The sequence below is a fragment of the Paenibacillus sp. FSL W7-1287 genome (genome assembly GCF_038004245.1).
Lineage (GTDB): Bacteria > Bacillota > Bacilli > Paenibacillales > Paenibacillaceae > Pristimantibacillus > Pristimantibacillus camelliae.
In genome coordinates this window covers 4,327,869-4,351,289 of the sequence record NZ_JBBORD010000001.1, presented here as the reverse complement: position 1 = coordinate 4,351,289, position 23,421 = coordinate 4,327,869, and the positions used below count along the sequence as shown (strand labels likewise).

Below are 23,421 nucleotides of genomic sequence, written 5' to 3'. Positions count from 1 at the left end.
TCAGACAACTTTTTTAAGGGCTTCTTGGCGATACTGAACAGGCGTCATATAGTCTAAGGTTCCATGAATACGATGCTTGTTGAACCAGTTAACGTAATCGTATAATTCCAATTCCAAATGACGAAGGCTCTGGAAGTTCATCTGGTTCACAAACTCTGTTTTCATGATCTTGTAGGTAGCTTCAGCCACTGCGTTGTCGTATGGACAGCCTTTCATACTTAGTGATCGACCAATTTCAAACGTCTTTAAAAGCTCGTCCATCTTTTGATTTTTGAACTCGCTGCCACGGTCGGTATGAAACCATTGAATCTGACGCAGATCACCCTTAACGGTCGCAAAGGCGCGTGTAATCAGGGCCGCGTCCTTGTTCGGGCCTGCACTATGACCAATAATTTCTCGATTAAATAGATCCACCAGCACACAAATGTAATGCCATCGGCTCTGGACTTTTACATACGTCAAATCACTGACCACGAAGCGTTTCGATTCCGTTTGTTCAAACTCGCGCTTCAGGACATTCGCCGTTGCAGCTTCGTTACAGTCCGTTTTAAGGGGCTTATATTGTGCCACCGTGTAGGTGGAAACGAGCCCTTGCTCTTTCATGATGCGACCAATGCGGCGCCTGGAGACGATAAACCCTCGCTCGCGGAGCTTCACTTTGATCTTGCGTGTGCCGTAGGCTTTTCGATTCTTGAGAAAGATATCTACAATAGCTCCAGTGATATCGTCCTCAGTATTCCGTTCTTGGGCGTCGTAATAGAATGTACTTCTTGCGATTTGCAGGACGTCGCACATTGCTGATACCGAGTATTTATCACGGTTATTCTGGATGATAGCTACTTTCGTCCCATGATCAGCGCGGCTTGCTTTAAAATGTCGTTCTCCATCTTGAGTCGTTGAATCTCTTTACGCATGGCAATGAGCTCATTTTCTTCCGAAGAGCGATTGTCCTTCTCCTTGAAGGAGCCCGTTGTCTGAGCTTGGTTGATCCAGCGGTCCAAAGCAGAAGCTGTAAGGTCATATTCTTCCACAATCGCTGCTCTGGTTTTCCCATTTTCGTAGAGCTGCACCATTTGCTTTTTGAATTCAGTCGTAAACGTACGTCGTTGTTTTTTAGGCATTGTAGAGATCCGCTCCTTAATATAATAGTTTTATTCTACAAGCCCTTATTTTTTCTGTCCAACTTAGTGTAGCCGATCCACCTAAGATAATGAGCTATCTAAGGGGGCGTCTGTTATTTTAGATTTAGAGTGGCAGGAAGTAAGTAAGATTAGCGTAAAGCATTCAATATTAAAAAAGAGGTGAAGTAGATATGGCTCAAGTCAAAGTATATGGACTGAAAGAACACTTAAAACCTAATCAAGCACATGTATCCGAGGCAATTCATTCATGTATTGTCGAGGCGTTTGAATATCCGGTTGAAAGGAAATTTCAACGTTTTTTTAACTTAGAGAGAGAAGATTTTATTTACTCGAAAGATCGTACAGAAAGATACATGATTATTGAGATCAGTATCTTCGAGGGGCGATCAGTAGAGGCGAAAAAAAGACTCATTCACTTATTATTTGAAAGAGTTTGCAACGCAATGAAAATCGATAAGAACGATCTTGAGATTACTATATTTGAGACACCGAAACATAATTGGGGGATCAGAGGTCTACCTGGCGATGAACTGCAGCTTAACTATAAAGTGAAGATCTAAGTGCGCATATTGTAAATGAGTTGCGAAAGGGAGAAACAGCGTTAATGGAGACCATAATATATTTTGTTAGGCATGCTGAATCGATTTATGTAGAAGGCGAAGAAAGAACAAGGGGATTATCAATCCAAGGAACAAATGATGCAGAAACTATTAAAGAAACACTGAAATCTGAAGAGATAGATTTGTTTATCTCAAGTCCATACGGGAGAGCAATTGATACGATCCGTCCTACAGCTTTATTGCATCAAAAAGACATTTTAATAGAAGAGGATTTAAGAGAGAGAATGATTGGTGATTTTGCACCAGCGACATTTACAGAAGCTAAAAAACGTGTTTACGAAGAATGCCAATTTGCTTTCCCAAACGGAGAATCTAGTATACTCGCACAACAAAGAGCTTCGAATGTAATTGAGAGAATAGTTGATGCACATAAAGGAAAGAAGATCGTCATTGGCACACACGGCGATATTATGACGCTAATGCTGAATAATTTTGATAAACGTTTTGGATATAATTTTTGGTTATCCACATCAATGCCTGATATCTATAAGGCAGGCTTCAAGGGATCAGAGCTCATTGAGGTTATAAGAATGTGGAAGCATCAATAGGAAAATTATGTTACACAGCTAAATAAACTAAATGAAGCTGCACATTGCACATGCTGAAATATTATTACGTTTAATTAATATAGTCAAAAAACACTTCAATCTAAAGGATGATACAAAAATGGATAAAGGAAAAATTATATTCTTAAACGGTGTAACAAGTTCTGGAAAAACATCTATTGTGGAAGCTATGCAGGGTTATTCTGAACCATTTTTCTATGTTGTTGCTAATGATCTTTTTGAACAAATGGTAGGAGACAAACATCTGCAGGAGGACTATTGGAAGCATTTAAGTGAAGTAATTATTATGATGTATCAAATAGCAAGAACATTTTCAGATAGCGGGAAGAATATCTTAATTGATGGAATACTTGTTGAAAGACCTGAATTAAAGCCACACTACGATAAAGTGAAAGACATTTTTGATGGGTATCCGTTAGAAATCGTTGAAGTTTACTGCCCGTTAGATATATGTCGTGAACGGAATATAGAGCGTGGTGACAGAACAGAGGATCAATCAGAAATGCAAAGTAGAATAATGGCGGAAAACATTAACTATAGTTGCTTTGTTGATACCAGTGTGAATTCACCAGAAGAGTGTGCTGAAGTTATTATAAAGACATATTTTGGGGATGCCACGACATAAATGAACAATTGTAACTGAAATAAAAGGAGAATAGGAATGGAATTACTAATAATAATTGCAGCAGTTGTTGTATCAGTTATTATCAGCAACCAATATTACAGCTTGAAAAGGATGGATAAACTACAAAACTCGTTGGATAAGTTAAATCAAAATTTAGAAAAAATGGTTACAAAGAAAGTGGAGTGATTGGCAGTGGGTGTGATTGAAGCAGTCTTTATCGATCGTGATGGAACCATTGGCGGGGTAGAAGATAAGGTGATCTATCCAAATGAAATGATAATTTTTCCTGAAGTGGAGGAATCGATTAAGAGGCTTAAAGAGAAAGGGTTACTCATTTTATCATTCACTAATCAACCTGGGATTTCACGAGGGGAAGCAAATAGGGATGATTTTGAGGTTGAATTAAAAAGCATCGGCTTCGATAGGATATATCTCTGTCCGCACGAGCATAACACAGGATGTAATTGTAGAAAACCATTGCCAGGAATGCTGTTACAAGCTGCTAATGAAAATGATTTGGATTTACGAAAATGTGTAGTGATAGGAGACCGTTGGACAGATCTTGTATCAGCCCAAGAAGCGGGGTGTATTAAGATCTTAGTGCAAACCGGTGCAGGCAAAAAAGATCTGAAGAAATATGAAGATGGACAGTATTTTGGAAAGTATAGAGAAGCATATCCAGACTATATGGCAACAAACATTAAAGATGCTGCCCAGTGTTTCTTAAATCATTGCAAGGAACCCTCATAACACAGAACGCTAGACGAAACGAGGAGGAGAGAATTGAAGTGAAAACCACTATATTACAATCTCTTAAGCAAATCGAAACGGAGAACAATATAAAAATACTATATGCGTGCGAGTCAGGTAGTCGAGCATGGGGAGTTCCATCTCAAGACAGTGATTACGATGTGCGATTCGTTTATATCCATCATCCAGATTGGTATCTATCTATAGATGAAAAAAGAGATGTGATAGAGCTACCTGTTAATAGCTTATTAGATATAAACGGCTGGGATATTAGGAAGGCACTTAAATTATTCAGAAAATCTAACCCATCCTTTCAAGAGTGGCTGCAATCAGGAATTGTATATGACCAAAGGAATTCATTTATAAATAAAGTGAAGGATTTACGCTCTGAGGTGTTTTCTCCAATGGCATGTGTTCATCATTACCTGAGTATGGCCAAAGGCAATTATCACAAGTACCTTCAAGGAGAACAAGTAAAATCTAAAAGATACTTGTATGTTTTACGTCCATTATTGGCAAGCAGGTGGATAGAAGAATACAGCACAATGCCACCACTATTATTTAATGAATTACTACAAGCTATCCTTCCAGAAGGTGAGCTACGTGATCAAGTTGATTCCTTACTACATAGAAAATTGAGTGGAGCTGCAAAGGATGTAGAATCAAAAATTGACATTATAAATAGGTATATTGAAAGTGAACTGAAAAGCCTAGAAGCGTTCGCAAAGCATATGGATCATGAGCCAATGGATCCGACAAATAAATTAGACCAGCTATTTAGGGAAACACTCAAGGAAGTATGGTCAACGTAGGTTAGAGAAGTGAAGATAGGCATGAAGGCTAATATGAAAGGTAGCTGTGAATAAGATGAATTTTAAGGTCAGAGTGCAAAATCCACCGTTAATTTCGATGCTATGCCTACTAATTAGTTTCATCATGTTAGTTAATAGTTCAGAAGGAATGGTTCAAAATAAAAATAGAAGATAAATCAGAGATTGTAAGAAGGATGAAGGAAGTGACAAAAGATAAAGACGTACAAATCATATTGAGATAAATGATGTAATGGAGGGAAAGATGAAATCCAAAATACTATCTACGCTCATACCAGTATTGCTGGTATGTTCTTTAATATACTTTATGGGGTTTAGGTTAGATGGATTAACGGCTGCAAGAGCAAATTCATTCGTCCCTAAGGACTCCATACTACAAGATCAAGTCGATTATAAATGGGGCACCGTTTATATATTTGATTCCCCTGAAAAACCTATGACAGCTATTAGTATGAAAAAACTTGGATTCCTCTGGATTTCAGATACGTCAGTATATTTTTTACGTAACGAAGAACCAATTAGGACAATTGGTGGGGTTAGTTTAGCTAATGAGAAAGAAAAAGCAACAGTATTCAGTGTGATGGTTGAGGATCGAGATGTTGCTTATATAGAGGCTGGACCAGAGTCGCATCGGAAACAAAAGCAGGTCATTCTAGGAGAACCGATCACATTCTCATGGGACGTACATATTCAATGGAATAACTTGAACCCGAAGGCATTAAACGGCGAAGGCGAAGTTATCTATGAATATCGATATGCAAAGTCTAACATTATACGACTAGAGGATTTGAAATGGTATCCTGTTTAAATTAGAGGAAGAAAGGCAGGTGAATCATGGTGTACTCTGCAATAGTTTTAGATCTAGATGGAACACTTCTTAATTCAGAAAAGAAGATTTCAGACAGGAATTACAAGAGTGTCATGGCTTGTCTTGAGCGAGGAATGCATGTCATCTTTGCTACTGCTCGTCCTCCAAGAGCCGTATATCGTTTTCTACCAAAGGAATTATTAGATGTCGGCTCATTTGTATTTTATAATGGAGCCTTAATTTCCAGTACTAGTCTAGCTACGCACCTTCATGAGCCTATTCCTTCGATTCTATCATCAGAAGTTCTTGATTATTGCATAAACGATAATCCAAATATTGAAATAGCGATTGAAGTACAAGATGAATGGTTTAGTCTGAAGCATATTGACCACTCTGCTGTCACAGGAGTGAAAGAAAGCCCAACGGTAAGGTCTCTTAAGGATCTCAAAGAGCTAGACGCTACAAAAATTTTGATAACTGGAGACATGAATGTAGAGGGGCTCAGGGGGAAATTCGATTCAGACTTAAACATCATAGTAACGGATAGTGGACAGTTGATTCAAATCATGTCGAAGAGGGCATCAAAAGAACTTGGAGTAGCTAGATTACTTAAAGGATTAGGGATATCGAGTGAAGAGGTTATTGTTTTTGGCGATGATCATAATGATATTGGACTATTCACCACTTGTGGGTGGTCAGTTGCAATGGGGAATGCCATAAAAGAATTGAAAGATATTGCAAGTAATATTACGGAAAGCAACGATAATGATGGAGTTGCCATTGAATTAGATCGGATTTGGGGAGCCATTTGACCCAAGTGGTCATGAACCTGGAGATTGATCCATCAGACTGGAGAGCGTATGATTTCATCTATAATTTCAATTCGTGGAACGCAAACACCCAACATTATTACTAGCTGGCACTTATGACCCTGTATGCTGTAATGAGCAACAATCAGGATACTTAAATAACATCCAGAATGGTCAAATTATAAATTTTGAGAGAAGTGCTCATTTTCCAAGACTGGAACAACCTGAAAAGTATACGACCGAGGTAATAAAATAAATTTGAAGTTTCAGAGCTGATTGAATGAAGCACTATGCAATCGAAGTATTTTTTGATCAAGCGTTTGCTACATACGTTCGCGAACTTTGGAGACAATGTGATCGTCATAATCTGTCATCATTTATGAATCAGGTTGAGGGTACCGAACCACATATAGCACTTGCCCTATATGAAAATATTGATTTGGAGAGTATATCAAAGAAATTTAAAGAGTTTGCTAGCCAAAATCTAGTTAGTTTTGAGTTATTGTTTGATGCGGTAGCGATCTTTCCAACCTCCAACGTGACTTTCTTACAACCTAATGTAAAGCCTGAATTAGTAGATTTAATGATCAATATTCATGATTATTTTGGAGAATTTAAGAACCAATGTAACTTGTATTACTCACCCGACAGATGGTTTCCACACGTTACAGTAGCAAAGAATAATACATCGGAGGAACGAAGGGAAACCGTTGAGTTTATTATGAATAGAGTTAAACCTCAAGAGACTGGAGTTGAAAGATTAGTTTTAGTAGAAATCGAATATGTCGATGGGAACGTCATATGTAGAAATATTGAGAGCAAGATTTTGGAGAACACGTAATGAAGAAGCAGATAATATTAAGCTTATTATTTATTTTAATTCTTACAGCATGCAGCAAAAGTAACACTACTGAAATACGAACTAATTTAATAGATGCGACAAGTGAAGTGGATATTTGGAATAGTATGCAATATGAAGTTACTTCAGATATTAACTTGATAAGAGCCATTGAGCCTGAATCGTCTGAAGGAGTTATTCTAATTAATTTTTGGATTAGACTTGAGAATAGAGGGAGTCAACCAGCTCAAGATTTCAAAGTGACATTGATTGGTGCGAAGCCGAGTTTGCATATTAATGGATCAATGAGTCAGGGAGTAGATGGTAAAGAGCTTGAAGTTGATACCGTTTATGAATTAATGGGGCATTTTACATTTGCTAATATGGAGGATCTGAATCAATTCATCGAAACATCTACCATACTAGTAGAGTGGAAAGAACAGAATAATCATAAAAGAATGGAGTTGAAGCTTCCTGTAAAACAAACTAAGGGTGATATAGAATGAAAAAAGTGATGCTAATTGGGCCTGGTGGTTCGGGGAAATCTACTTTATCTAGAAAACTAGGTCTGTTATTACATCTACCCGTTTACCATCTAGACGCATTACATTGGAAGCCAGGGTGGGTTCCAACTCCAGATGATGAGTGGGATGATTTGCAAAAGGAACTGATAAAAAGAGATGAGTGGATCATCGACGGGAATTATGGTCGCACCATTGATATTCGACTTTCAGAAGCTGACACCATTATCTTCTTTGATTATCCAAGAGTAATACCCATTTACAGAGTGATAAAACGTAGAATAAAGTATCACGGCAAGACGCGGCCTGACTTACATGAAGGCTGTCCAGAGAGAATTAGTCTGGAGTTTCTGAAATGGATATGGAACTATAAAAGGGATAAACGACCAGGTATACTTGAAAGACTTGAGAAAGTTAAAGACGATAAGAGAATCATTGTTTTAAGAAATCAAGCTGAGGTATATAGACTTATTGAAGAGATTAAGAGAGGAAGTAGTTAGATGGATAACTTGATGTACGTTACTGAAATTGTAGTTTTAGTAGTAGGTGCTGTACTTCTTATTGTAGGAAAACTTAAGAAGAAAAATATAATGTTCGGCATTGGTATTGGAATATTAATTGCATCCATTGTGTTAGGCGTTCCGGATTTTATTAGAGGCTTTAATGATGCTCTCGGAGAAAATCTTTAAGTTGCGAAGAACAAACACAGGAGGTATTGCTCATTTTTGGATATCTGAAGGAGTTCGATTTCAAAAGCTTCTGATTTTAATGATTTATTAAGTACAATTAATTCCGAGAAGTAGCTAACCAACATCAACATAGACGCCCACTTAAGATAAGAGTTATCTAGGTGGGCGTCTGTCGTTTAATGTAAAAATACTATGTAATTAGCGCATTGCAAAGCAACATTAATTTAACTTTGGAGGTCTATGATTATGAAAAAGCCAATAGCCAATCGAGTAGATACCATATTTATTCATGTAATGGATTTGCAGAAATCAGTAGAATGGTATAGCCAATTGCTAGGTGTGGAAGTTAAAGGTGAAGTTCATGGGCCGATATATACATTCAATATGGGAGAGGGGCGACCTGGGTTAACGCTTGATAATCATTGCTTTGATGAAGGTTACGAACTCAAACCCCTGAACCAACCACTCTTTAACTTGAGTGCTTCAGATATACATGAAGCATATCAGCATGTAAAAGATATTGGCACAAAATTCTTAAGTGACATTCAGCATTATCCAGATCTATCTGAGTTCACCTTTAAAGATCCGGATGGAAATATCATTATGATTTGTACTTGCTTTAGCTAATGCTAGAGATAAATCAAATGAGATATATCCAAATTTCCTAGACAAGGATGTGATTTCTATGATGATATCATTTGATGTAGGTGAATCACAGAAGTTTAGCGTAAGAGCCGTTGCTATAATCATCAAGGAAGACCGAATATTGTTTCAGCAATTCAACAATAGTGAATACTGGTTTTTGCCTGGCGGTAGAGTTGAAATGATGGAAGAGCTGCACGAAACCATTGAAAGAGAAATTAGTGAGGAATATGGATGGAGTATCAAAAATAAAAAGCTGGTATGGCTTGTAGAAAACTTTTTCAACCTAGATAACATAGAATTTCATGAGTTGGGATTCTACTTTTTGGTACAGGTTGAAGATAAATTAGAAATTATGGAAAGTGACTTTCATTGCCTAGAAGGAATCTCTGTAAGCAGGTGGTTTCGCATCAGTGAGTTAAACCAGCATCCAGTCGTTCCTGATTTCGTCAAACAGGGGATTGATGTAGAACAGCTTCGTACTACCAATGAAGTGAAGCATATTATTAACCGTGGGTAGCAATTGGAGGTACTGAATAATGGATACGAGAACTCTTAGTGATCGCAAATTCAAAGCATTAATTACGTATACAGAAAATGCTAAAGAGAAGTTTGGGGCTTCAGCCGCGTCTATTGTTATCCTTCAAGACAATAGAATATTAGCTGAATGGTATTCTGGTAAGCATCACTACAAGAAAGGATCTCTAGAAGTAACGTCGGATTCTATGTTTAATTTGTATTCATTAAGGAAGACCTATGTAGGCCTAGCAACTGCGATTGCAGTTGTAGAGAGTGAAATATCCATTGACAGCAAGCTTTCTGATGTCCTAACTAAGCCTAAATTAGAACTCGGCCACACCACAATAAGAGATCTTGCAACAAAAACAGGTGCTAAATACTTTGGAGCAGATAGGATCGAACGCGAGGAAGTAGCGTGTTATCTCATCAAAGAACTTACAGGCTATAATATCGCTGAATTAATCAGAGAACGAATATATAAACCGATGAAATTAACTAATACGGAGTGGATTTCAGTTCCGAAAGAAAGGTTAGTATGTGACTTTCAAGCTGCGGACGGCTATGCATCCGTAAGAATTGGATCCAATGAAGGTCACGAAAGAAACCTATATTCGAGTGCGAGAGAGCTTGCTCAATGGGGTAATTTACATCTTAATAGAGGACAGCATCATGCTATTCAGTTAGTACCTAAGGAAGTATTTGCGCTCAGTGAGCAATTGAGATTAGATACAGTAGATAAGCATCGAATCTTTGGATGGTACTATCAGGATAAGTGCTACTATGCTACTGGTGCAGCAGGTTGTCACTGTGTAATTATTCCCGAGTTCAATGCAGTAGCAGTTCGAATGCTCAATAAATATACAGAAGATTATACGGTGGATCAAAAATTATTTAATGAGCTATTTTATCATTGCCTTCAAGCATGATGTCTAGAAGTCTAAACATCAGCTGCTATAGCATGAAGGTTAGTACGTAAGACACTGACATGTCACACGATTGGAGAAGGATCAATGTCAAAACGAGCTTGGAAGGTTGAGCCCAATGAAGCACTGGATCTCACCTTTTTCGTTAATGCCATATCGCCTGATGAATTCTATAACGCTCACTATCAAGACGTCCAAATACGCTGGCTACAAATACTATCCGAGAGCGAGTATAGTAGGATTACAAAAATAACGCAAATCTTGCCTGTTTCAGCTCTCGCCACAGTGTTTAGTACCTTTAATGTGAATACACTTGAAGACATTATTGAATTTCTAACTCACATGGATGAAAGCTATCAGGCCAATGTACGAGGGACGGATTACAGTAGAATTGAAGGCTGGTTTAAGATTTTATGTAATCACCGAGATGATGTAGTGGATAGTTTTCATATCATCCAACAACACAATATACATCTTCGTTGGAGAGAGAGCATACAGCCACAGATTAAAATGGTTACCGAGCAGTACACACACATTCTTTCCGAACTTTACTCGCTGCAATCCTTTCAACTATTGATATCTAAATTTCTAGGAGAGCCTGAAGTAGAATCAGACTATATCATTTACATGTGTACATACATAAAGCCAATAGCAGTACAGTTAAGCCAAAACGCTATGGCAGTTCATCAAGGGCCGCCAGGTTACATGCCGTTACTATCTAATCTATTAAGCGTCATTGTTCATGAATCTTTACATGGATTCGGAGGGACAGATGAAGCGCAGAGAGAACAGAATATTTATCTTGAAAAATATCCGCCGCTGATGAAGAAGTATGAAGAAATGATAACGACATGGAAGAGTGGTCCGGAAGAGTTTTTTGTTATAGCAGCGGAGACATATATTACTGAAAAGCTAGGTATCCGCTCCTACGCGCAATGTATCAATTATTTAAGGAGTCAGAATGGGGGCATGCCTTTTTCCGAGGTGATCTACATAAAATTAAGGGAAGAGAAGCCGGAGACGAAACCGGAATGGAAAGGGTATGGCGACTGGTTAGTTCATGTGATGAGAAATAATGAATTAATAAATTTTGATTAATAGCGTGAAGAAGTTATACATAGCTTTGTAAGCATACGTTAGTTATTAGGTGGTGGGAAGAATTAAAATTAAAGCGGTTTATCTTTTCATAGTGCTGCTTCTCGCAACAAGTATCATCTTCCTTTTTCTATTATTAAATGGGAAGAACACCAAATCAAACGTTGAAGTCTTTACACTAAATGGTGAGGGAATATATTGGACCGTGGAGAACCATAAAGTGATTAGGACTAAAAATACAATTTGGAGAGGCTCTGCAGGTTTGCACTACTTAGGAAATGAGGAAGACATTGTAGACTCAAATTACTTCAGCTATCAATTCGTTGAGGTCAAAGGGAATTATGAGACAGAAACAGTATTGGCGGGATCATCTAACTCATCAACTAATGAAGGTGTAAATATACTGGGGAATATTGATAAATTAGGATCTATAAGTGGACCATTATCCCCACGTGAGAAACAAATGACAAAAGATGATTTTGAACGATCTTATATGATTGTAGCTTGGACAGATAGTAAAGGCGAAGAGAAGAGTGAAAGGATTGAGTTAAATATAGCGGACCATATTGAGTTGAAATAAATCCAAATAAACGTATGACTGAGGTTCTTATGAAGAAGATCAAGATTGTACTCTTAATAATCGTATTGCTTATTCCGCTATCTATTGCTTCTCTCTTTGTTGTTTTTCCGATACTAAACAACATCAGTTTGAGTAAGTTCGAGAGATATCCATTACCAGAAGAGACTTCCTTAATAGAGGTGAAATCCGTTGTGGGGAAGCTCAATGGTAATGGAAATAGCATAGATTTTTTTGTTGGATTACTAATCCAGAGTGAGCTCTCGAAGGATGAGCTAACGCTTTACTATGAACATGCACAATATGCAGGCGCAAAGGTTGAGAAACGAAATGTGTTAATTGAAGTACTTACGGTTGAGGATAGAGTATTACACTCTAAGTACCTCGAGCATAGACAAATGAAATTCAATAAGCTCGAAACTATAAATGATCTCACGGGATACTATTTTGTAACGATCTACGATGGAGGGTATCAGGCTATATTTGATCTTAGAGGAAATTGAAAAGTGAATCCAAGCAGGTGAGTTCAATATGAATGTACAAGAAAAAGACAATGATTATGTAACTTTTTTGTATGGTAATAATAACGAAACGAGTGAACGATTATGATCGAGTTGAACCCAAAGGACTATGCTCTTGTCGAGTCATTGTTCGCAATGAAGAAACAATATATTCCGGCTTTATCTGTTATTCATGAGAATTTTCCAGGAAGAGTATTTGTTAATCGAATATATGAGCCTAGTATCGCCATAGTATGGGCAACGGGCAGATGGATGTATTTAGAAGGCTGCATAAATAGTGAGGATGACAAAGTAGAACTGAGCAGTTTTATTCACGATGTAGTGGTGCCCGATTGTAAGCAGCAAAACATAAATTGGTTCGAGATCTATACCTCAGATAATGAGTGCTGGGATGATCTTCTGCTAAATAATACATACCTACATCGTCTTAAAGCAGATAAGCATTATGAGTCAGTGTATACCTTCAATTTAGAAAAATATATGAAGCTTAACAACAGGAATACTAGATCACTAGACGATATAACAATTGACCTATTGGAGTATGAAATCCTTCCTCAAAAGCTACGCTATTTACCATACGTAGCTGATAAGTTTATGACAAAAACTTGTATAGGTGTCGAGCTTAGAAGAGAAGATGTACGAATCGCAGTATGCAGAAATAACGGCTTTGTGTTCGGGAATGAGTATTTTATTGACGTGGATACCTTTGCTGAAGAAATGAGAGGCAAGGGGTACGCAACGTTAGCTGCAGCGCGATTAATTGATCATTTACTGGATAACAAAATGTTTCCGTTGTGGGAGACGACGCATCAGAATATTCCATCTCATAAGCTGGCGTTGAAATTAGGATTTGAGGTACACGATAGCTATCCAGTGTATGCATTTATGCTGGAGGAGTAAGAAAACTGATTATTGAACAAACTCTAAGCTCAGACAACAAACGACCTAGCCTAAGATAAGAGCAATCTATGGCTAGGTCGTTTCATATCTTATGAAGGAGTATCGATAATGGAAGAGTTGAAACTTATAGGACAAGGTCGAACAGCTGATATATATGAATTTCAAGATGATACGATTATCAAACTTTACAAGCAGAGTTTCCCGCATGACGCTATTGTTCAAGAATTTGAAGTAAGTAAATTCGTTTATTCGCTTGGTATTAAAACCCCACTCCCGGTGAAAATAACCCAAGCTGACAGTAGAACGGGCATAGTCTATGAGAGAATTCATGGAACATCGCTACTTAAGTTAATAACGACAATGCCGTGGTTAATAGATAAACATTCAAAGACATTAGCGAAGCTGCACTATGACATCCATAGTCATCCTGATGTAAGCGGGGAATTGAGAGATCAAAAGGGATGCTTAATAGAAAATATTAATAAAGCCCCCTTGCTAGACAAAGATGAAAAGGAGAAGATCATCGCGTATCTTAAGGAGCTCCCTACGAAGAGTAAGCTATGTCATGGTGATTTTCATCCGGACAATGTGCTAGTTGGTGAGAAAACGATCATTATTGATTGGATGACGGGGATGTCTGGTAACCCAGCAGGAGATGTTGCTCGAACAGCGTTACTGCTTAGTCATGGAACCATGCCTGAAGAAAGTCCGCAGATGGTAAAAAATATGGTTGCGAAGCTCCGTAACAGAATGAAATCGGTGTACTTAAAGCACTATATGAGATGGAGTGGACTTGCTTTATCTGATATTGAGAGCTGGATATTACCTGTAGCTGCCGCTAGATTAACGGAATGGCTACCTGATGAAGAAAAAGAAGAGTTAATAAAGATTATAAGGGAGCGCTTGAGTGATGGGAGGTAGCCGTTCAATGATTAGAGCCCTAACAAAATACGTTATTGCTATTGCAATATTATCCATGTTACTCCTTAATACTGTAAAGGCTACAAGCTGGGTTGATCTAAAACCAGAGGAAGTCCTTGAAAGGGCGACAGTTATTGTTCAAGGAACATATGACTTTTCCAAGAAGCTGAAAGGAAGCAATTCTATTTGGCTAGGTTATGCATTTCATGTAGAACAGGTGTATAAAGGCAGTGCTTCCAGTACAATCATCGCTGGTATAGATGGGTATGATACTGGCTGGGTAGACGCTATTCAACGAGAACATGGAAGCTTCGTTTTGTTTCTGGAACAGCAGGATGGAGTCGATTTTTTAACCCCTGTAGGTGGCCCTAACGGAATGATTCATATGCAGAACAACGAAGTTCAGCATCATGATGAGAGTGAAAAAGAATTTTTTACTCAGTTTTTGAAAAATACAAACAGTTACTCACCTGATAAAGGTTTAGAGAAAGTTCGTACAGCAAACAGCTGGAATTATCTCGTCATTGGACTTATATGTGCATTCATGATTGCCGTTCTCTATATCGTTTATAGAAAACGAAAAAATTTGGCCTGAATATATTCCTGGCAAAGAAGAAAAGTTAGTCGAATGCAACAATATATGGAAACATATGTTAAACTAAATACGTTATAAGATTGAGATCGTTTTATCGTTAATACAATTAAATATTTAATGGATCAATTCTTAAAGGAGAAGATCACAACATGCATTATAATGATAGTTTTTCTGGCTTTGTTAATGGAGCACCACCAATGTTCAAGTTATTCGGAGGACTTATATTTTTAATAGTCATTGGGGGCTTTCTATTCGTTATTATCAAAGGCTTAAGCACTTGGACATCAAATAATAGTGCAGAGAGAATATATACACCATGTAAAATTGTTGATAAAAGAACGGAAGTCTGGGGAGGCTCCGGCGATTCAAGGGCTAGTACAAATTACTATGTAACATTTGAATTTAATGATAGTACTCGAAAAGAATTTTATGTGAAGCCAAGTCAGTTTGGATTATTAGTCATTGGAGATAGCGGTGAGCTGGCGTATCAGGGGACTCGATTTCTAGGCTTTAATAGAGTAATTGATGGTCATAACAACACAATATAGTCGACGCGATAGTACAAAATAATAAAAAGAAGGTGCAAATATTATGGTACCAGAACGAGTGAGCCTAGTAACAATTGGTGCAAAGAATCTTCCTGCGTTAAGGAAGTTTTATCAGCAATTAGGTTGGCGTGAGACAGAAATTAGCTCAGATGACTATTGCGTATTTAGGACAGCAGGTGTTCTATTGTCTCTCTTCCCGATTGAAGAATTGTTAAAGGACGCAGGTGTACATCCAGATCAAATGACAGAGGGCTTCAAAGGTATTACACTCGCAATTAATGTTGAGCAGCCTGAGGAAGTAGATCGGGTTACGACTGAGGTTAGAAATGCAGGAGGAACAATAATACGAGAAGCTAGCGATGCATTCTGGGGAGGAAGAACATCATATTTTATGGACCCGGAAGGGAACGCTTGGGAAATTGCTTGGAATCCAACTGCGATCTTTGATGATCGAGGGGCAATGATTAGCTTTTAGTTTCTTTATAACTGATGAAATTTCAGAAAGACCGGAGGGGAAAATTGAAGAAATTCTATGGATTAGTTCTTTTAATCACAGGAATAATGCTAGTTGGCTTAAGCGGCTTAGAAAGAATTATAATTTATGTGGCTTTGCATGATAGGGTAGGCGATTATCGGCACTTAAAAATGATAACACCCAATGAAATTTGGAATATAGCGACACTCACATTAACTTTAGGAATACTGCTTTCGATTATTGGGCTGATTGCTTTATCGTGGAAATACATAGCTACATATAGGAATGAAGTTAAAGAAATAGAACAAGGGTTGAAGTCGGAATGAAAAAGAACGTAATCTTAGTTCTAGTTATTTTTATACTTATCGTTGCTGTAATCATGTTATTGCTCTATCAAAAAAGTGAGCGAGAAAGATTAGATATTATTAAAGAAAGACTAACCTTTAATTTAATCCAATTACAGTTGATCGAGCTTAAAAATGTGATAAAGGAACAGTCGACAAGTCACTCGATTGATTATGAAGAGATAAATGAAAAGTTTGAATATCTGACTAAAGGAATAGCTATAACATTGTCGGTTTCCAGTCTAGCTAAAGGGATAAGTAAAGAAGACGAGGAATTACTCTTTACATTATATGAACATTTCAGTCATTACGTCGATAAGAGTGAAGGTGTAATTTACTCAGAGAGTGAATGGATTGAGATTATCAAGATTGGTGAATCTATAAAATTATCAGGGTTTGATGAAAGTGAGACGATCTCAGAGAACTGGAGCGACACTATAATTAAATTAAGAAAGTTATCAGCTAACATAAATGAATGAAACCTGCCAATTTTGATATCAAACGTTCATCACTGTGCTAGAAAAAATGAGCAAGCTCATACATACACAACCACAGACGCCCACCTAGATGAGACTATCTACGGTGGGCGTCTGTCATTATGTTAGTAACAGTTATGCTTAAACCATTTCACTAAAGGAGAAAAGCTAAATGAATATAAGAGAATACAATAGCAATGATCTCCATGCATTAGTTGAATTAATGGGCGAGCTAGGTTATCCGACAGAAGAAGAGATCTTGAAAAAGCGAATGGAAAGAATAGAGTGTGATCCTATGTGTTTTACATTTGTAGCAGAGGTGCACAGTCAAGTCGTGGGAATGATAGGTATTAGGCAGCTGTATTCATATGAAATAGATGAAGTGGCGACACAAATCAACGCATTAGTTACAAAAAAAGAGTACCAAAGAAAAGGAATTGGGACAGCACTTATACTTTATGTGGAAGAATGGACAAGGAATAATGGATCGGAAACGATTGTTTTAAATAGTGGTATTAAAGAAAGTAGAAAAGCAGCACATGAATTTTACAAAGCATTAGGATTCGAAGTAACAGGCTACAGATTTATAAAAATGGTAACGATGCGCTAGATGCTGATGGTGATAAAGATTAGAAAAAGGAGGAATTGACATGAATAGACATACGCATTTGGGCGTATACGGCATCCTAATTAAGGATGCAAAGATATTACTAATAAAAAAATCTAGAGGTCCGCATAAGGGGAAGTGGGATTTGCCGGGAGGATCGATTGAATTTGGGGAAGAACCATATGAAGCACTAACCAGAGAGCTATATGAAGAAACGGGTATACAACAGTTTTCTGCAACGCTTAGAACTGCAAAGTCATATACGTTAATATATCCGATTAAAGAGAATCAATTAGAAGAATTGCATCATATAGGTATCCTCTATGATGTGGAGTTAACTAGTAAAGCGTTTGAGCTTAAGATAGATGGGGATGGAGAGGATTCTTTGGGTGCCGAGTGGGTACCAATTGAAGAGCTTGAACATATGGAGACGACACCATTTGTTAAGGAGATCTTTTAGATAATAGATGCTCTTTAGAAGGAGTTAAATGTATGTATAACATATTCGAACAGGATCGGACCGATGAAATTATCAATCGTATTCAACAATTACGACCAGATTCAGAGCCCCTTTGGGGGAAAATGAATGTCACACAAATGCTGGCTCATTGCTCATCCTTTCAGGACATAGCAACGGGGGATTTAACTTCTGCAAGAAGCTGGCTTGGAATGGTAGTAGGAAGATTTGTGAAGCCCATGTTTTATAATGATAAGCCACTGCCGCAAAACATGTCCACCATTCCTGATATTATGATTACAGACGAGAGAGATTTCGAGCTAGAGAGGGAATCCTTAATCCAAAAAATCATTACGTTCCAACATAATGGACGAGATCAATGGACAGCTTCACATCCATTTTTCGGTAAACTTTCATCGGATGAATGGGGTAAGGGGATATATAAACATTTAGATCATCATTTAAGACAATTTGGTGTGTAATGTATGTGAAAGAAGAGAAGGGGATATTAGTAGTGGAGAGAAAATTACCTTTGTTTATCGTAACGGGTGCAAGCGGGTCAGGTAAAACATTTGTGATAAAAGAACTACGGAGAATACTTCCAGATTTTGATATATTTGATCCAGATCATCTTGTAGAGTTTATCGGGTATGATTGGGAAAAAATGCGTAATATATGGCTGCGCGTTGCACGGAATATCGCTCAAGGTGGTCGAATGACGATATTATGTGGAACCATGATGCCTTGGGATATTGAAAAATGTGTAGACTTTCCATTTTTTGATCATGTATATTATATAAACTTACATTGTAATGAAGAAATACGTGAGCAGCGTTTACGTGAAAGAAACTGGTCAGATGAAGAAATAGAAAATCATAAGCATTTTGCAAAACGATTGCTAGAGATTGCCGATGAGGCATACAGCCCGCCTATGCCTACAGTTGACACGTCGAATACAGATGTAACTGAGGTCGCATCCCAGATAAAAGAATGGGTGCTTCAATATGCTTATTAGTAAAAACGATGAACATCTCTAAACAGTCGCTAGCATCACTTAATAAATACCTGAAAGTAATTAAAGAATGTGACACGGAGGAGGTTATGATTTGGCTATTACAGTAATATTACTTACTATTGCTATCGTGTACTTGATATCCATACTTATTAAAAGAAGCATAATAAGAGCGCACACGGCTGAAATTAATAGAGTAATTAACAAGAAAGGGGGAGAAATAATTACAATCGAGAGTTATATTCTAAGAAAATTTATTCATTACAACATAAAGTATAAAATGAACGGAAAGATGTACTATGCGGAGTATCTTTCCTCTAAAACAATCAATAATGTTCATGTAAAAGCTAGATTTGGAAGAGGAGAAGAATGGACGTTTTATAATGACGAAATAAATTAAAATGAAAGAGGAAGAAGACTAAAATGGCTACTCTTATCAATTGTCGTGTATGTAAAAACACAGTCTCATCAAATGCAAAACTTTGTCCTCATTGTGGAGAAAGATCTCCTGAGCCGTATATCGACACATTAAAATACGGACTAATAGGTTTTACAGTAGTTATTGTAGTTGTCTTAATTTTAGCTGGTCTACTCAATTATATATTGTAATGTAATCATGATGAACTGCAACGGTCCAAATGAGTATAAGATATGTACACGCAAGCTCACCAACACGGACGCCCACCTAAGATAAGAGCAATCTGAGGTGGGCGTCCGTCTATATGCATACGGGGTAGATGAAGCTACTCAGAATTAGATTAAAGGCGGTGGATGAATGAAGTCTTGGGAAACAGCATTAGATCAATTTCTTGTTAATTGGAGGCAAAGAAAAGAGGTTATTGGGATAGTCGTATGTGGCAGCTATATCACGGGAAATCCTTCGAAACGCTCAGATATTGATGTACATATTATTATACAGGATGAATGCGACTGGAGAGAACGTGGCAATCAGGTCGTGAATGGGTTCTTGATCGAATACTTTGTAAATCCACCTAAGCAGATTAGAAGCTACTACGTAGAAGACTTTAATGACCGCAGAACCATGTCGATGGTTCAATTTATGACAGGTAAAGTTATTCAGGATAAAGTTGGAGCGGTAAAAGAACTAATAGAAGAGGCACATGTTTGGAAGGAAAAGCAGTATGAACCAGTAAAAGCGCCAATAGCCGAATTAAAAAAGTACGAATTGTGGGATACACTTGATAACTTATTAGATTGTTACGAAGAAGGCAGAAGCGATTTTAACGTAGTATTTTATCATTCACTACAAAGGCTGTATTGCGTCTACTCTTCATTGCTATGTATCGAGGAGATTCCATACTACCAGTTATCCCGTTATTTCACTGATCCTAACTATCTAAAAAAGTATATGAAGGAACCGTTTCCCGATATGTACTTTTCTCAACGTTTTATAAATGCAATGACGGCAGAAAATCAGGATGAAAAAATTAGAATATTTACAGAGCTAACAGAGCACGTGCTTCATACATTCGGCGGTTTCGATATAGATGGTTGGAGAATAAGAAGTGAGTTGAGCCTTCTGTAAGCGTAAGCCTTGTGGGTGCGTTATTATTCGGTTAGTCATCTCAATAAAACGTAGGGCGGTGTAAAGTGAGATATTTATCGGCTATCATGGTTATTTCATTAATGTTAATGACTGTAGGTTGTGTTTCTCCCGAGTCGAAGTCTAGCACACTATTCGAATTAAGTAAGGATGAAACGAGAATATACGAAAGTCTGAAACAGGATTCAGATGTATCTTTATTGCATGGTGTCGATCCGCTAACTATTGCAAAGCTCTATGTATTATCCCTATATGAATCTAGCTATGATGTCACATATGAATTGTATACGCAAAGAGAAGGGTATGTAGCATGGACAAAAGAGGAGGATCAGCAAATACCGGTAGAGCATCGAGGAACGAAAGAGAAAATTAAAGATATTTACAACAATATTGAAGATGGAAGGTTTGTGCAAACGAGTGATTATGAAGGGTATATAGAGTATGAGGCTGAGAAGGGTGAGAAGTCTTATTTTGGAATGATTCAAGATGAGAATGGGATATGGAAGGTATCGTTCATGCCAATTCAATAGAAAGTTGGACTATATCAAAAAGGGATGAGTTATATGAATAATCATTTAATCTTGGTAAAGCCGCAAGCGGAGCTTAAAGATGAGTATTTATCTTATTATCAAGAATGGAAAGACTCAGGGGAAGTGATGATTCCTTGGGTAATAAGCAAGGATCCAAGCGATTTTCCAACAATGCTGAACTGGCTTTCTGACCATGAGATTGGCAAAGGTTTGCCTGATGGATGGGTACCGTGCTCTACCTTTTGGTTGATCAATACCAATCGCAGCATACTAGGTGTTGTAAACATCCGACACCAGTTAACCGAATTTTTGTTTAATGCGGGTGGACATATAGGTTATGGCATTAGGCCGTCAGAAAGACGCAAGGGAAACGCTACTAAAATATTGGAGTTAGCCCTTATAGAGGCTAAAAAACTCGGCATAGATGACGTGCTAGTTGTATGTGATGCGAATAATATAGGCTCGGAAAAAGCTATTGTAAAAAATGGAGGAATACCAGACTCGGACTACGTTGAAGAGGATGGAAATGTCATTAAAAGATACTGGTTGAAAGCATAATGAAAATTAGTTGATGTCTTAGGATTGATGAAATGGAAAGCAATAGTTCAAGAGGTGGTAAGAATTATGCGGATCCACATCATTGGTGGTTGCGGAAGCGGGAAAACATACATAGCTAAAAGACTTTCTAAGGAACTAGGAATCGAACATTACCAAACAGATAATCTAGTGTGGGATCGAAGTGATCCCAATAATCATATTAAATATCCTAAAAGTATCAGAGATGAACTTCTTCAAAATATAATCCTACAAGATTCGTGGATCGTTGAAGGTGTACATCAAGAGTGGGTACATAGTAGCTTCGCAGAGGCAGACTATATTTTCATTATAAAACCTAGTCTGTTTATTCGAAATAGGAGAACATTAACGAGATTTATTAAAACAAGATTGGGAATGGAAGAGCGTAACTATACGCAGGACATAAAGAACTTATTAGTCATGTTCCGCTGGAATCGTGATTTTGAAAGAAAAAATATCTATGAAGTTATGGAAGCAACCTCACGATTTGCAGAAAAGCGACATATTGTTAAAAGCAATATGGAAATTTTAAAGCTGCTCAATATTTAGAGTGGAGAGAGTGGAAGGAAAGGGTTCATATGAAGTGTATAGGATGTCAGTTGGCGAACAAAGAAGTTGAAGCCTATGTAATTTACGAAGATGAATGGATAACTTGTATTCTTGATATTGATCCTATACAAGAAGGACATACTTTGATTCTGCCTAAAAAGCATATTGAAGATTTACGTCAATTAAATAATGAGCCTAGTCAGGCAATCATGAACGCTTCTATTAAAATTTCTCAAGCATTAACGAAACGATATAAACCAGATGGTATCACCGTCATTCAAAATAACGGAATATTTAATGATCTTAATCATTATCATATGCATGTATTTCCGCGATACCTAGAAGATGGATTTGGATGGACAGAGCCTAACATAGAACAATCCATATCACTGAACGAAGTAAAGAATAAACTTATTCAATGTTTTTAGAGGAGTGAAATTCTGTGTTAATTTCCCGCTCAATTTGGATTTCCCGATTACACATTCGTTGCAGATATAGATAACCCAAGACCATTTATAGTGAATAATGAAGCGAGCAGTATTACTTTTTGGGATGGCGAAACGGACATAGGATATATCAATGAAATTGATAAAGAGCTATTAAACTATTATTAGTATCGTTAAGTATATATAGAATGAGGCGGATATATGAGTAAAAGCAGATCTGCAATGTATTCAATAGTTATAAGTTACTAGGTTCTATGAATCACAACTAATGAGAATGCGAGAAGCACTTGGAATCAGAATTAAAGGGAGGAGCTAGTTAACATGAATGTCAAAGAAACCCTTAGAAGCAGCTACAATCAAAATGCAAAATTAAGAGACAAACCTGATGTGGTGTCGTGGAAATTACTAGAGCGTGATCATTTTCTTTCACTCCTAGATAAGAGAGAACAAACGACTATTTTAGACTTGGGGGCAGGTACTGGTCAACATGGAAGGTATATGGCGGATCATGGCTTTGACGTTACCTGTGTTGACCTAAGTCCGAACATGGTTGATGCATGTATCCAAAAGGGACTAAAAGCTATCGAAATGGATATGTATCGTCTGAGCTTTGAGGACGATGCTTTTGATGGTATATGGGCGTTAAATTCATTGCTTCACATTCCTAAGGCAGATTTATTAAATGTGCTTAGAGAAATAAGACGCGTGCTGAAGCCTGGTGGTGTTTTTTATATGGGTGTTTATGGCGGATACAATAGCGAAGGAATTTGGGAGGATGATCCATACCAGCCACAGCGTTTCTTTTCCTTTTATGATGAGATAGCAATGAAAGAGACAGTCTCCCAAGTATTCACGCTTCAAGAGTTTAGAACCGTTTCACTGGATGGGATGAAGTTAGATTTTCAAGGCATAGTGTTAAGAAAGTGAGTGGTGGATTGCTGCATGA

Annotated in this window: 37 protein-coding genes; 36 read left to right on the top strand and 1 reads right to left on the bottom strand. The window is 37.5% G+C overall.

Translation table 11 applies throughout. The annotated features are described in order from the left end of the window. Positions 1 to 1,121 (bottom strand): IS3 family transposase gene (locus tag NSQ99_RS19850; protein ID WP_340835616.1). Its coding sequence is split into 2 segments (ribosomal slippage): positions 1 to 872 and positions 872 to 1,121, totalling 1,122 coding nucleotides; the frame shifts between segments, so codons are not numbered across the junction. Positions 1,122 to 1,312: 191 nt separating this feature from the next. Between NSQ99_RS19850 and NSQ99_RS19845 the strand changes: the two genes are divergently transcribed. The 36 genes from NSQ99_RS19845 (at position 1,313) to NSQ99_RS19670 (ending at position 23,402) form a co-directional block, all read left to right on the top strand. Continuing rightward, positions 1,313 to 1,702, top strand: a complete 390-nt coding sequence (locus NSQ99_RS19845; RefSeq protein ID WP_340838650.1) for a tautomerase family protein — start codon at positions 1,313 to 1,315, stop codon at positions 1,700 to 1,702. Positions 1,703 to 1,746: 44 nt separating this feature from the next. Then, positions 1,747 to 2,310, top strand: coding sequence for a histidine phosphatase family protein (locus NSQ99_RS19840; RefSeq protein WP_251667153.1), 564 nt, complete (start codon positions 1,747 to 1,749; stop codon positions 2,308 to 2,310). Positions 2,311 to 2,428: 118 nt separating this feature from the next. Continuing rightward, on the top strand, positions 2,429 to 2,953 hold the full coding sequence (locus tag NSQ99_RS19835) for a phosphotransferase-like protein (RefSeq protein ID WP_340838843.1): 525 nt from the start codon (positions 2,429 to 2,431) through the stop codon (positions 2,951 to 2,953). Between the two features lie 36 nt (positions 2,954 to 2,989). Beyond that, the gene (locus tag NSQ99_RS19830; RefSeq protein ID WP_340838649.1) at positions 2,990 to 3,139 is read left to right on the top strand and encodes a hypothetical protein; all 150 of its coding nucleotides are present in this window, start codon (positions 2,990 to 2,992) and stop codon (positions 3,137 to 3,139) included. 6 nt (positions 3,140 to 3,145) lie between these two features. Next, positions 3,146 to 3,703 (top strand): HAD-IIIA family hydrolase, encoded by a 558-nt coding sequence (locus NSQ99_RS19825; protein ID WP_340838648.1) that lies wholly within the window; start codon positions 3,146 to 3,148, stop codon positions 3,701 to 3,703. A gap of 38 nt (positions 3,704 to 3,741) precedes the next feature. Then, positions 3,742 to 4,515 carry a nucleotidyltransferase domain-containing protein gene (locus tag NSQ99_RS19820; protein ID WP_340838647.1) on the top strand — a complete coding sequence of 258 codons (774 nt, stop codon included), beginning with the start codon at positions 3,742 to 3,744 and terminating at the stop codon, positions 4,513 to 4,515. A 262-nt stretch (positions 4,516 to 4,777) separates the two neighbouring features. Further along, positions 4,778 to 5,341 (top strand): hypothetical protein, encoded by a 564-nt coding sequence (locus NSQ99_RS19815; protein ID WP_340838646.1) that lies wholly within the window; start codon positions 4,778 to 4,780, stop codon positions 5,339 to 5,341. Positions 5,342 to 5,367: 26 nt separating this feature from the next. Further along, the gene (locus NSQ99_RS19810) at positions 5,368 to 6,153 is read left to right on the top strand and encodes an HAD family hydrolase (RefSeq protein ID WP_340838645.1); all 786 of its coding nucleotides are present in this window, start codon (positions 5,368 to 5,370) and stop codon (positions 6,151 to 6,153) included. A 277-nt stretch (positions 6,154 to 6,430) separates the two neighbouring features. Beyond that, on the top strand, positions 6,431 to 6,991 hold the full coding sequence (locus NSQ99_RS19805; RefSeq protein WP_340838644.1) for a 2'-5' RNA ligase family protein: 561 nt from the start codon (positions 6,431 to 6,433) through the stop codon (positions 6,989 to 6,991). Beyond that, a complete protein-coding gene (locus NSQ99_RS19800) occupies positions 6,991 to 7,494 on the top strand; it encodes a hypothetical protein (protein ID WP_340838643.1) in 504 nt (167 codons plus the stop codon). Before NSQ99_RS19805 ends, NSQ99_RS19800 begins: the two co-directional genes overlap by 1 nt. After that, a complete protein-coding gene (locus NSQ99_RS19795) occupies positions 7,491 to 8,009 on the top strand; it encodes a DNA topology modulation protein (protein WP_340838642.1) in 519 nt (172 codons plus the stop codon). Before NSQ99_RS19800 ends, NSQ99_RS19795 begins: the two co-directional genes overlap by 4 nt. Continuing rightward, a complete protein-coding gene (locus NSQ99_RS19790; RefSeq protein ID WP_340838641.1) occupies positions 8,010 to 8,198 on the top strand; it encodes a hypothetical protein in 189 nt (62 codons plus the stop codon). 246 nt (positions 8,199 to 8,444) lie between these two features. Beyond that, entirely contained in the window at positions 8,445 to 8,825 is a 381-nt protein-coding gene (locus NSQ99_RS19785; protein WP_340838640.1) for a VOC family protein, read from the top strand. Positions 8,826 to 8,883: 58 nt separating this feature from the next. Beyond that, positions 8,884 to 9,360, top strand: a complete 477-nt coding sequence (locus tag NSQ99_RS19780) for an NUDIX hydrolase (RefSeq protein WP_340838639.1) — start codon at positions 8,884 to 8,886, stop codon at positions 9,358 to 9,360. A gap of 19 nt (positions 9,361 to 9,379) precedes the next feature. Continuing rightward, on the top strand, positions 9,380 to 10,285 hold the full coding sequence (locus tag NSQ99_RS19775; RefSeq protein WP_340838638.1) for a serine hydrolase domain-containing protein: 906 nt from the start codon (positions 9,380 to 9,382) through the stop codon (positions 10,283 to 10,285). An 84-nt stretch (positions 10,286 to 10,369) separates the two neighbouring features. Beyond that, positions 10,370 to 11,380, top strand: a complete 1,011-nt coding sequence (locus NSQ99_RS19770) for a hypothetical protein (protein ID WP_340838637.1) — start codon at positions 10,370 to 10,372, stop codon at positions 11,378 to 11,380. A gap of 52 nt (positions 11,381 to 11,432) precedes the next feature. After that, complete coding sequence (locus tag NSQ99_RS19765; RefSeq protein WP_340838636.1) at positions 11,433 to 11,957, top strand: hypothetical protein; 525 nt, start codon at positions 11,433 to 11,435, stop codon at positions 11,955 to 11,957. Positions 11,958 to 11,986: 29 nt separating this feature from the next. After that, positions 11,987 to 12,457, top strand: coding sequence for a hypothetical protein (locus NSQ99_RS19760; RefSeq protein ID WP_340838635.1), 471 nt, complete (start codon positions 11,987 to 11,989; stop codon positions 12,455 to 12,457). A gap of 102 nt (positions 12,458 to 12,559) precedes the next feature. Then, a complete protein-coding gene (locus NSQ99_RS19755) occupies positions 12,560 to 13,375 on the top strand; it encodes a GNAT family N-acetyltransferase (protein WP_340838634.1) in 816 nt (271 codons plus the stop codon). A 108-nt stretch (positions 13,376 to 13,483) separates the two neighbouring features. Continuing rightward, on the top strand, positions 13,484 to 14,296 hold the full coding sequence (locus NSQ99_RS19750) for an aminoglycoside phosphotransferase family protein (protein WP_340838633.1): 813 nt from the start codon (positions 13,484 to 13,486) through the stop codon (positions 14,294 to 14,296). Positions 14,297 to 14,303: 7 nt separating this feature from the next. Beyond that, on the top strand, positions 14,304 to 14,891 hold the full coding sequence (locus tag NSQ99_RS19745) for a hypothetical protein (protein WP_340838631.1): 588 nt from the start codon (positions 14,304 to 14,306) through the stop codon (positions 14,889 to 14,891). A gap of 149 nt (positions 14,892 to 15,040) precedes the next feature. Further along, positions 15,041 to 15,439 carry a DUF2500 domain-containing protein gene (locus NSQ99_RS19740; RefSeq protein ID WP_340838630.1) on the top strand — a complete coding sequence of 133 codons (399 nt, stop codon included), beginning with the start codon at positions 15,041 to 15,043 and terminating at the stop codon, positions 15,437 to 15,439. A 43-nt stretch (positions 15,440 to 15,482) separates the two neighbouring features. Then, complete coding sequence (locus NSQ99_RS19735; RefSeq protein ID WP_340838629.1) at positions 15,483 to 15,914, top strand: VOC family protein; 432 nt, start codon at positions 15,483 to 15,485, stop codon at positions 15,912 to 15,914. A gap of 44 nt (positions 15,915 to 15,958) precedes the next feature. Next, on the top strand, positions 15,959 to 16,240 hold the full coding sequence (locus NSQ99_RS19730) for a hypothetical protein (RefSeq protein WP_340838628.1): 282 nt from the start codon (positions 15,959 to 15,961) through the stop codon (positions 16,238 to 16,240). Continuing rightward, on the top strand, positions 16,237 to 16,737 hold the full coding sequence (locus NSQ99_RS19725) for a hypothetical protein (RefSeq protein ID WP_340838627.1): 501 nt from the start codon (positions 16,237 to 16,239) through the stop codon (positions 16,735 to 16,737). Before NSQ99_RS19730 ends, NSQ99_RS19725 begins: the two co-directional genes overlap by 4 nt. A gap of 169 nt (positions 16,738 to 16,906) precedes the next feature. Beyond that, positions 16,907 to 17,344: a GNAT family N-acetyltransferase gene (locus tag NSQ99_RS19720; protein ID WP_340838626.1), complete on the top strand. Its 438-nt coding sequence runs from the start codon at positions 16,907 to 16,909 to the stop codon at positions 17,342 to 17,344. A 40-nt stretch (positions 17,345 to 17,384) separates the two neighbouring features. Continuing rightward, complete coding sequence (locus tag NSQ99_RS19715) at positions 17,385 to 17,801, top strand: NUDIX hydrolase (RefSeq protein ID WP_340838625.1); 417 nt, start codon at positions 17,385 to 17,387, stop codon at positions 17,799 to 17,801. 32 nt (positions 17,802 to 17,833) lie between these two features. Beyond that, positions 17,834 to 18,280, top strand: coding sequence for a DUF1569 domain-containing protein (locus NSQ99_RS19710; RefSeq protein ID WP_340838624.1), 447 nt, complete (start codon positions 17,834 to 17,836; stop codon positions 18,278 to 18,280). Between the two features lie 32 nt (positions 18,281 to 18,312). Continuing rightward, on the top strand, positions 18,313 to 18,813 hold the full coding sequence (locus NSQ99_RS19705) for an AAA family ATPase (protein WP_340838622.1): 501 nt from the start codon (positions 18,313 to 18,315) through the stop codon (positions 18,811 to 18,813). 91 nt (positions 18,814 to 18,904) lie between these two features. Beyond that, complete coding sequence (locus NSQ99_RS19700) at positions 18,905 to 19,210, top strand: hypothetical protein (RefSeq protein ID WP_340838621.1); 306 nt, start codon at positions 18,905 to 18,907, stop codon at positions 19,208 to 19,210. 375 nt (positions 19,211 to 19,585) lie between these two features. Further along, positions 19,586 to 20,356, top strand: a complete 771-nt coding sequence (locus NSQ99_RS19695) for a nucleotidyltransferase domain-containing protein (RefSeq protein ID WP_340838620.1) — start codon at positions 19,586 to 19,588, stop codon at positions 20,354 to 20,356. Positions 20,357 to 20,442: 86 nt separating this feature from the next. Continuing rightward, a complete protein-coding gene (locus NSQ99_RS19690; RefSeq protein WP_340838619.1) occupies positions 20,443 to 20,904 on the top strand; it encodes an RNA polymerase subunit sigma in 462 nt (153 codons plus the stop codon). A 33-nt stretch (positions 20,905 to 20,937) separates the two neighbouring features. Next, positions 20,938 to 21,462, top strand: coding sequence for a GNAT family N-acetyltransferase (locus NSQ99_RS19685; protein WP_340838618.1), 525 nt, complete (start codon positions 20,938 to 20,940; stop codon positions 21,460 to 21,462). 54 nt (positions 21,463 to 21,516) lie between these two features. Beyond that, positions 21,517 to 22,029 carry an AAA family ATPase gene (locus NSQ99_RS19680; RefSeq protein ID WP_340838617.1) on the top strand — a complete coding sequence of 171 codons (513 nt, stop codon included), beginning with the start codon at positions 21,517 to 21,519 and terminating at the stop codon, positions 22,027 to 22,029. A gap of 29 nt (positions 22,030 to 22,058) precedes the next feature. Then, entirely contained in the window at positions 22,059 to 22,457 is a 399-nt protein-coding gene (locus tag NSQ99_RS19675; protein WP_340838616.1) for an HIT family protein, read from the top strand. Between the two features lie 339 nt (positions 22,458 to 22,796). Continuing rightward, positions 22,797 to 23,402, top strand: a complete 606-nt coding sequence (locus tag NSQ99_RS19670; protein WP_340838614.1) for a class I SAM-dependent methyltransferase — start codon at positions 22,797 to 22,799, stop codon at positions 23,400 to 23,402. The last annotated feature ends 19 nt before the right edge of the window (positions 23,403 to 23,421 follow it).